The following is an 8,987-nucleotide window of genomic DNA, read 5'->3' on the forward strand; positions in this document are numbered from 1 at the left end:
CGCCGCGCCGCGCCCGCCGCAGCGCGCGCTGGCCGATGGCCAGGCCGCCCTCGGCCGCCGCGACTACGCCGCCGCCGAGGCCGCGGCGCGGGAGGTGATCGCCAACCGCGCCGCCGCTTCCTCCCAGGCGAATGCGCAGCTGCTGCTGGGCGATGCGCTGATCGGCAAGCGCGATTTCGGCAATGCCGCGATCGCCTACAATGAATCCTACACCCGTGGCCGCGCCACTCCGCGCGGGCCCGAGGCGCTGGTGGGCCTGGCCAATGCCTTCCAGCAGCTGGGCCACCGGCGCGAGGCCTGCGACACGCTGGCCGACCTGCGCAGCAACCACCCCACCATCCCCGCCCCCCTGCAGGAGCGGGCGAACGCGGTGCGCACCCGGGCCCAGTGCCGGTAGCATGACCTGAACGCGCCGCCCGGGGCCTGCCCCGCGCCGCGCGCATGACGGTTGCGGCGTTTTCCGCACTGGACCGGTCCTCTTCGGCCCGGAAAACTTCCGGGCATGAACGCCAGCGCAAAACGCATCCTGTGGGTCGCCATCCTGGCGGCCGCCCTGACCTCATCGCTCGCCATGGGCATCAGGCAGACCTATGGGCTGCTGATGCTGCCCCTGAATGCCGAGCAGGGCGTGGCGCCCTGGGCCTTCGGGCTGGCGGTGGCGCTGCACAACCTGGTCTGGGGGCTGGCCCAGCCGGCGGCGGGCGCCTTGGCGGACAAGCATGGCTCCGGCCGGGTCATGGCCTTCGGCGGCATCTTCTATCTGCTGGGCTGCGGGCTGCCGGCGCTGTTTCCTTCCAACGCGATGGTGATTTTCGGCATCGGCCTGTTCTCCGGGCTGGGGGTGGCCTGCGCGGGCACCGGCATGGCGCTGGCCGCGATCGGCCGCCTGGCCCCGCCCGAGAAGCGCGGCGAGATGATCGGCGTGGCGAGCGCCGGCGGCTCGCTGGGCCAGGCCTTCATGGTGCCGCTGGTCTATAACGTGGCGGGGGCCTTCGGCGCCGTCGGGGCGCTGGGCACACTGGCGGTCTCCGCGCTGTTCATCATCCCGCTGGCGCGCGGTATCGAATGGAACGCAGCCACCCGGCGGGTGCCCGCGGGCGGGCTGGCGGCGCTGCCGGCCCTGGCGCGCCGCGCGCTGGCGGACCGGGATTTCGCCCTGTTGACCGGCGGCTTCTTCGCCTGCGGTTTCCAACTCGCCTTCCTGACCACCCATCTGCCCACCCATCTGGCCCTGTGCGGCCTGCCGCCGGCGTTGGGTGCCACGGCACTGATGCTGATCGGCCTGTTCAACATTCCCGGCAGCTGGTTCTGCGGCTGGCTCAGCGGGCGGGTCCGGCCGGAGGCGGCGCTGGGCGTGATCTACATGGCGCGCACTCTGGCCATCGCGGTGTTCGCCGTGATCACGCCGACGGAGATCGGCACGATGGTCTTCGCGGCCACCATGGGCTTCATCTGGCTGGGCACGGTGCCGCTGACCTCGGCCGCGATCGCGCGGCGCTTCGGCGTGGCGGATCTGGGCGCGTTGTATGGCGTGTGCTTCTTCAGCCACCAGATCGGCGGCTTCCTGGGCGCTGCCTCCGGCGCCGCCCTGCTGGAGATCGCGGGCGACTTCACCGCCTTCTGGCCGGTGATGGTGCTGGTGGGGCTGCTGGCCTCGGTGCTGAACTGGCTGTGCCGGCCGCCGGCGCCGGCCGGGGTGGCGGCGTAGGCGGGAAAACCTGCAGGAAAGGGCTGCCCAACGTCAGCGCGTGGGGTAGTCTTTCTGCAATTCGGGGTTGTGAGAGTCGTACGAGTTGGAACCTTTCATCAAGACACGCCAGGCGCATCTGCGGCGTCTGGAGCGTGACGCGGAGGACATGCGCCGGCTGGCCGAGGGCAGGGCCGCGCATATCGAGGCGATCCGGACCTCACCCTGGTGGCGCCTGGGCGGCCCGGTGCGCCGGCTGGAGCGCATGCTGAGCATCGATCGCTTTGCCGCCCCCGCTTCGCCAGCCGCCCCCGCGCCGACGCCGGACGACACCTGGCTTCGGCTACGCGGCCTGGAGGAGTGGAAGTCCTTCCAGGCCAGCCCCCAGGGTTTGGCCTGTGCCGCCCATGGCACGGACTCGGTGGTCCGGTACGCCTTGGCCCATGGTGTGGAGTCGAGTTTCCTCGGCCCGGTGGGTGCGACGGATGTGGGGATGCACGGCGACGACCCGCGCGAGGGCCTGCTGGCGCTGGGCCTGAATGCCCGCCAGCGTGCCGTGCTCGAAATTCTCGGCGGCGACTCGCGCTGTTACGAGCCCCACACCACCAAGCTGTACATGCATGAGGGGCTGACGCCCTTCGCCTTGCTGATCCGCGGCAGTTTTCCGTTCGCCATGGGTTCGGAATACGCCCCGGACCCGGCCACCCGCGCGCGAATCTGGCCCATTCCGCATGTGGACATCCAGGCGAGCGGCCTGCCCGCGGGGAGCTGCGACTTCGTGATCTCCAACGAGGTGCTGGAGCATGTGCCGGACCAGGACGCGGCGCTGGCCGATACCGCGCGGCTGCTGAAGCCGGGCGGACGGCTGCTAGCCACCCTGCCGTTCCTGCACGATCGGGAGGAGACCGTGATCCGCGCCCGGCTGGAGAATGGCGAGGTGCGGCACCTGATGGAGCCCGAATACCACGGCAACCCGACCGACCCCGAGGCCGGTTCGCTGGTCTTCCAGGTCGCGGGCTGGGACCTGCTCCGGCGCTGCCGGGAGGCAGGGTTCAGCGATGCCTGGATGACCTTCCTGGCCTCTCACCGCGCGGGCATCACGGCCCACAGCAACGGCGGTGTCCTGTTGCTGGAGGCGGTGCGCTGACGCGCGCCGCCTAACCCTTCCGCAAATTATAGAACAGCGGCATGCCCTGCAGCATGCCGGTCACGTTGCGGCGATAGGCCGTCAGGTCCTTCCAGCGCCCGGTGGGCACATAGGCGACATCGTGCAGCGCCTGTTCCTGGATGCGCCGCGCCAGGGCCTGGCGTGCCGGCAGGTCGGGCGCATCCACCCATTGGTCGCGCAGGGTTTCCATCTCGGCGCTGGTGGGCCAGCCGGGCCAGGCATTCAGCCCGTTGCCGCGCAGCGCCAGATGCGATGTCGGGTCCCACAGGTCCAGGCCCGGCAGCAGGGTGGTCGTGCAGCTCCAGCCGCCCTGGTCCAGGGCGGCGCGGCTGGCGCGGCGTTGCAGCCACACGCCGAAATCCACCGGGATGATCTCCACATTCATCCCCGCGCGGCGCATCTGGTCGGCCGCCACATCCACCTGCTGGCTCATGGTGTAGAAATTGGCCGCCGAGAGGAACCCGATCTTCTCGCCATTGTAGCCGGCCGCGGCCAGGTCCCGGCGGACCTTCGCGTAGTCGCGCGGGGCGGTCAGCACCGACATCCCGGCGTCGGAGGCCATGGGCGAGTTGGGGCAGAACACCCCCACCCCCGCATCCCACAGGCCGCGGTCGGTGCCGGCGACGGCTGTCATGATCTCGCTCTGGTCGATGGCGCCCAGTATGGCGCGGCGGACCGCCGGCTTGTCGAAGGGCGGCTGCAGATGGTTCAGCCGCAGGATGCCCATGTTGCCGGCCGGGTTGTAGCTGCCGAGCACCACATTGCGGTCCCGCCGCAGCACCGGCACCAGGTCCAGCAGCACATCCTCATACCAGTCGATCTCGCCGCTGATCAGCGCCGCGGCGGCGGTGGGGGCGTCGGGGATGATGTTCCACTCGACGCGGTCCAGATGCGCGATTTTGGGGCCGGAGGTGAATTGCGGCGTGCCGCCCGAGCGCGGCACATAGCCCTCGAACCTGGCCCAGACGGAGCGCGCGCCGTTCACCCGCTCATTGGCCAGGTAGCGGAAGGGGCCGCTGCCCACCACCTCCGTCACCTGCCGGGTGGGGTCGGCCGCGATCAGGCGCTCTGGCATGATGACGGGGATGTAGCTGGTGCTCTTGCCCAGGGCGTTGGGCAGCAGCGGGAAGGGGCGCTTGAGGCGGAAGACGATCTCCTTGTCCGAGGGGGCGGAGATTTCTTCGGTCACGGCCATCAGCAACTGGCCCATCACATCCACCCGACCCCAGCGGCGGATGCTGGCCACGCAATCCCGTGCCAGCACCGGCGTGCCGTCATGGAAACGCAGCCCGTCACGCAGGGTGATGGTCCAGCGCTTGCCGTCATCCCCCACCACATGGCCGGCGGCCATCTGCGGGTGGGGGTTCAGGGCATCGTCCAGGCCATAGAGCGTGTCGTAGCTCATCAGCGCCAGGTAGCGGGTGGCGAAGGCCGTGCTGAACACCGGGTCCAGGATGGTGGCGTCGGCGTTCGGCTTGAACCGGAACACCCGGTTCGCCTGGGCATGCCCGACAGCGGGAGCGGCGAAACCGGCCGCGAGAAGGGTTCTGCGCTTCATGTCTGAGCCTCTCCTTGTTGTCGTGTCCCGAGGGCTTCGCCCCCGGGGCGCTACTTCCCTCAGGCCTCCGCCAATTCCCTGGAGATGATCCCATCCTCCAGATCCCGCTGGATCAGCGCCGCCGGCCGGTCCCCTGGCGCGCCATACCCGCCCCCGCCGCCCAGGCTGATGGTCACCACATCCCCCTTCAGCAGCTGGAAGCTGGCCTTGCTGGTCAGGCTGATGGTCTCGCCGCCGCGCAGCACCTCGCATTGGCCCGGGGCGCCCGGCCCGCCGCCGAAAATCCCCGCGGCCCGCCCCACGAACCGGTCGGAGTAGTAGGAGACCAGCGCGCCGTCGGTCAGCACCTCATAGCTGCGGGAAAAGCCCGCGCCGCCGCGCCTCGCACCCACCCCCGCACTGTCGGTGCGCAGCGTGTAGTCGGTGACGCGGAAGAAGCTGAAATCCTGGTCCATCGCTTCGACCGGCGTGTTGGAGCAGTTGGAGAGCGGGTTATCCACCGCGTCGCAGCCGTCATTGTTCAGCCCCGCGCCATAGCCGCCGCCATAGACCTCCAGATACACCGACCAGCCGGCGGGCCCGAGCCAGGAGAGGCAGAAGGCGGTGGTGGTGTCATAGCCCTGGGCGATCACGCGCTCGGGCGCCGCCTGGGAGACGGCCTGCATCACCGCGTTCCAGGCGCGTGAGCAGGAGAGCATGCGCGCGCGCACCGGGGCCGGGTGGTTCGGGTTCAGCAGCGACCCCTTGGGCGCGATGACGGTGATGGGCCGCAGCGAGCCGTCGTTGAAGGGGATGTCCGGGCTGGTCAGCGCCGCCTTCAGGCAGGACACGCTGGCCGAGATCACCGAGGCGAAGGGCGCGTTGATGTTGGTGCCCACCTGCGGGGCGGTGCCGGCGAAATCCACCGTGATGGAATCGCCCGCGATGGTCACCGCCGCGCGCACCGGCAGCGGGCCGCTGCCCAGCCCGTCATCGTCCAGGAAGGCCTCGCCGTGATAGATGCCGTCCGGCACGGCGGCGATCGCGGCCCGCATCCGGCGCTCGGAATAATCCTGCAGGGCGGCCATGGTGGCCTTCACCTTGCCCACGCCATAGCGCTGGGCGAGTTCCTGGATGCGCAGCACGCCGATGTTGTTGGCCGCGATCTGCGCGTCGAAATCGCCCATGGTCTGCTGCGGTACGCGCACATTGGCCCGCAGCAGCCGCTGGAAGCCGCCGCCATGCCAGTCCCGCTTCATGTTCACCTTCATGGGCGGGATGATCAGCCCCTCGGCGTACAGGTCGCGCGCGCCGGCGTTCAGCCCCGGGCTGCCGCCGCCGAGGTCCAGGTGATGCGCGACCGAGGCCGCGAAGCCGATCACCGTGCCCTCGAAGAAGATCGGGTGGAAGAAGAACACGTCCTGCAGGTGCTGGCCGCCGGAATAGGGGTCGTTGATGACCAGGAAGTCGCCTTCCTCCAGCGTCTCGGGCGGGAACATGGCGGCGCAGGGCTGAAAGATGCGGCCGATGCTGCCGAGCTGCATCGGGATCAGCTCCGCCTGGGCGACCGTGCCGCCCTCGGCGTCCAGCAGGGCGGCGGAGCCGTCCCGTGCCTCACGCAATATGGTGGAGTAGGCGGAGCGGATGAGCTTCACGCCCATCTCGCGCGCGGCCGCGATCACGGATTGGCTGAGGATCGCGTATTCGACGGGGTCGAGTTCCATGGTTCAGCCCTCCTTGCGCAGCAGCATGTTGCCGGCGGCGTCGCGCGCGCCGGACCAGCCGGGTGGCACCCAGGTGGTGGAGGAATAGCCCTCGATCAGCGCGGGGCCGGCGACGACTTCATCCACCGCCAGGGTGGCGGCATCGACCAGCGCGGCGGGCACGGCGGCACCCCCCACCACCACCTGGGCGGTGGGCGGGCGGGAAAGGCCGGCCGCGCGCTCCCGCACCTCCGGCAGGGCATCCAGGCGCCGGCGCACGCCGAAGCGCAGGCCCACGAGCTCGACCTTCCGCCCCGGCTCCCCGCCATGCAGATAGACGCGCTGGTGTGCGGCGGCGAAGCGTTCGGCCAGATCGGCCGCGGTCAGGCCCGGCAGTTCGCCGGGGTCCACCGGCACCGGGATCTCGAAAGCCTGGCCGACGAAGCGCATGTCCAGCTCCAGGCTGTGCTCCAGCGGGCCGGTCAGGCCGAGGGCGGTGAATTCCGCCTCCGTCGCCTCTCGCAGGCGGGCGCAGTCGGCGGCGATGATGGCGGGGGTTTCGCCATCCAGCCCCACGCGGCGGGTGATGCCGCGCAGCTTCACATAATCGGCCGAAAGCAGACCAAGTGCCGAGATCACCCCCGGGTTGGGCGGCACCAGGATCTCGCGGATGCCCAGCTCCGCGGCGATTTCGGCGGCCAGCAGCGGGCCCGCGCCGCCGAAGGGCAGCAGGGCGTAGTCGCGCGGGTCGCGCCCGCGCTCGGTGGACACCAGCTGGATGGCGCGCACGATGTTGGCCACCGCCAGCCGGATCGCGGCCGCCGCCGCCCCGCGCACATCGGTGCCCAGGCGCTTCGCCACATCCTCGAAGGCGCGGTGTGCCGCATCGGCATCCAGGGACATGCCGCCGCCCAGGAAGGCATCGGGGCGGATGGTGCCGCGCACCACATGCGCGTCCGTCACGGTCGGCAGGGTGCCGCCCTTGCCATAGCAGGCGGGGCCCGGCTCGGCGCCCGCGCTGCGGGGGCCGACGCGCAGCATGCCGCCATCGTCGATCCAGACCAGGCTGCCGCCGCCCGCACCCACCGTCACGATATCCAGCACCGGGGTGCGGATCGGCAGGCCGTCCACCTCGGTCTCCGGCGCCAGCGCCGCCTCGCCATCCTGCACCAGCGCCACGTCGGTGGAAGTGCCGCCCATGTCGAAGGTGATGAGATTGCCGCGCTGGGAGCGCGCCGCCTGCCGGATGGCGCCCACCACCCCGGCCGCCGGGCCCGAGAGCAGCGCCGTGATCGCGTTGCGCCGCATGGCCACGGCCGGCATGCGCCCGCCATTGGACTGCATGACGCTGAAATGCCCGGTGAAACCCGCCCCCGCCAGCGTCGCCCCGAAGCGGTCCAGATAGCCGTCGATCACCGGCTGCACATAGGCCGAGAGCGCGGTGGTGGAGGCGCGCTCGAATTCGCGGAATTCCGGCGCCACCTCATGGCTCGCCGCGATGGACAGGCCGGGCAGGGCGGCCGCGATCATCTCCTTCAACCGCATCTCATGCAGCGGGGAGGCATAGGCCGAGAGCAGGCAGAGCGCGACCGCCTGATAGCCGCCGGCCGCGAGCGCCGGGATCAGCTCTCGCGTCACCGCCGCCTCGTCCAGCGGGGCGATCACGGCGCCATCGGGGCCGATGCGCTCCGCAACCTCGAAGCAGTCGCGCCGGCGCACCGGGGGGGCGGGTTTCGCGTAATGCAGGTCGTAGATGCTGCGGCGGTCGTGCCGCTGCATGAACAGGATATCCCGGAAGCCCTTGGTGGCGACGAAGGCAATGTTCGCCCCGCGCCGCTCCAGGATGGCGTTCGTGGCCACGGTCGAACCATGGACCAGATCCGTCACCGCCCCCGGCGCGATGCCCGCGGCCCCCAGCGCGTTGAAGGCGCCGATATCGGGGCTGCGCGGCGTGGACGGCACCTTGATGACGCGCACCTCGCCCTGGTCCACCGCGACCAGGTCCGTGAAGGTTCCCCCCACCTCGATTCCAACACGCATGTTTTGCTTTCCGGCGCTGTCCGAGGGTAGCTTAGCGCCGTGCCGCCCTTGTGCAATCAAATTGAAAATACCACGGTGATTTTTTCAATGATTGAGGATATGCCTGACGTTACCCCGCCGCCGGAACCCGCTGGCGCGGCGCCCGATCCCGCCCCCGTGCTGGGCCTGCGCCTGCGTGGCATGCGCCAGCGCCGCGCCTGGACCCTGCAGGAGCTTTCGGCCCGCAGCGGCCTGTCCGTCGGCATGCTGAGCCAGATCGAGCGCGGCCTTTCCTCGCCCTCCATCCGCTCCCTGCAGAAGCTGGCGGAGATCTTCGCCGTGCCGATCGGCTGGTTCTTCAGCGACGCCGGCGGCGCGCCCCAAGGCCCCGCCTGGGTGCTGCGCCGCGCCCAGCGCCGCGTGCTGGACCTGTCGGCCAAAGGCATCACCAAGGAATTGCTCAGCCCCGAAGGCGACGGCAGCATCGAGATGATGCTGATCACCGTCGAGCCCGGCGGCTCCACCGGCGATGCCCCCTACAGCCACGCGGGCGAGGACGCCGGCACCGTCATCGAAGGCGTGCTGGGCCTGGAAGTGGACGGCACCACCAGCACCCTGCAAGCAGGCGACTCCTTCCGCTTCGTCTCCACCCTGCCACACCGCTTCTGGAACAACGGCCCCCTGCGCTGCGTGGTGGTGTGGGCGGTGACACCGCCGCTGTACTGATCGGGGTATGTGAGGCGACGGGGGCTTCGCCCCTGTTCAGACCGGACACATCCCTGACTGATGTTCGGAGAGATGGTTGACGGTTTTTGGGTGAGAGTTTCGCGGGAGCGGAGCGATGCCCTGGAAGCCTGTATCGATCATGGACAG

The 8,987-nt window shown here is 70.4% G+C and carries 7 protein-coding genes; 4 read left to right on the plus strand and 3 right to left on the minus strand.

Going from position 1 to position 8,987, the window contains the following annotated elements:
- From GT007_RS21810 to GT007_RS22680, 3 genes are all read left to right on the plus strand, one after another.
- On the plus strand, positions 1–397 hold a 397-nt coding region (locus tag GT007_RS21810; RefSeq protein ID WP_328798968.1), incomplete at its 5' end, for a tetratricopeptide repeat protein.
- Between the two features lie 105 nt (positions 398–502).
- The gene (locus GT007_RS21815) at positions 503–1,708 is read left to right on the plus strand and encodes an MFS transporter (RefSeq protein ID WP_160123784.1); all 1,206 of its coding nucleotides are present in this window, start codon (positions 503–505) and stop codon (positions 1,706–1,708) included.
- 85 nt (positions 1,709–1,793) lie between these two features.
- Complete coding sequence (locus tag GT007_RS22680; protein ID WP_160123785.1) at positions 1,794–2,834, plus strand: class I SAM-dependent methyltransferase; 1,041 nt, start codon at positions 1,794–1,796, stop codon at positions 2,832–2,834.
- A gap of 10 nt (positions 2,835–2,844) precedes the next feature.
- Here the strand turns inward: GT007_RS22680 and GT007_RS21825 are convergent, their stop codons facing one another.
- From GT007_RS21825 to GT007_RS21835, 3 genes are read right to left on the minus strand one after another with little or no spacing between them, the layout of a single operon-like run.
- Positions 2,845–4,413, minus strand: coding sequence for an ABC transporter substrate-binding protein (locus GT007_RS21825; RefSeq protein WP_160123786.1), 1,569 nt, complete (start codon positions 4,411–4,413; stop codon positions 2,845–2,847).
- A gap of 59 nt (positions 4,414–4,472) precedes the next feature.
- A complete protein-coding gene (locus GT007_RS21830; RefSeq protein WP_160123787.1) occupies positions 4,473–6,116 on the minus strand; it encodes a hydantoinase B/oxoprolinase family protein in 1,644 nt (547 codons plus the stop codon).
- Positions 6,117–6,119: 3 nt separating this feature from the next.
- Positions 6,120–8,135: a hydantoinase/oxoprolinase family protein gene (locus tag GT007_RS21835; RefSeq protein WP_160123788.1), complete on the minus strand. Its 2,016-nt coding sequence runs from the start codon at positions 8,133–8,135 to the stop codon at positions 6,120–6,122.
- A gap of 99 nt (positions 8,136–8,234) precedes the next feature.
- Here GT007_RS21835 and GT007_RS21840 point away from each other — a divergent pair, with 99 nt between their 5' ends.
- Positions 8,235–8,840 carry a cupin domain-containing protein gene (locus tag GT007_RS21840; RefSeq protein WP_160123789.1) on the plus strand — a complete coding sequence of 202 codons (606 nt, stop codon included), beginning with the start codon at positions 8,235–8,237 and terminating at the stop codon, positions 8,838–8,840.
- The last annotated feature ends 147 nt before the right edge of the window (positions 8,841–8,987 follow it).

Source organism: Rhodovarius lipocyclicus, assembly GCF_009900765.1.
Lineage (GTDB): Bacteria > Pseudomonadota > Alphaproteobacteria > Acetobacterales > Acetobacteraceae > Rhodovarius > Rhodovarius lipocyclicus.

Coding starts and splice junctions, on each gene's coding strand:
- GT007_RS21815 (WP_160123784.1), top strand. CDS start 503: ATGAACGCCAGCGCAAAACGCATCCTGTGGGTCGCCATCCTGGCGGCC.
- GT007_RS21825 (WP_160123786.1), bottom strand. CDS start 4,413: ATGAAGCGCAGAACCCTTCTCGCGGCCGGTTTCGCCGCTCCCGCTGTC.
- GT007_RS21830 (WP_160123787.1), bottom strand. CDS start 6,116: ATGGAACTCGACCCCGTCGAATACGCGATCCTCAGCCAATCCGTGATC.
- GT007_RS21835 (WP_160123788.1), bottom strand. CDS start 8,135: ATGCGTGTTGGAATCGAGGTGGGGGGAACCTTCACGGACCTGGTCGCG.
- GT007_RS21840 (WP_160123789.1), top strand. CDS start 8,235: ATGCCTGACGTTACCCCGCCGCCGGAACCCGCTGGCGCGGCGCCCGAT.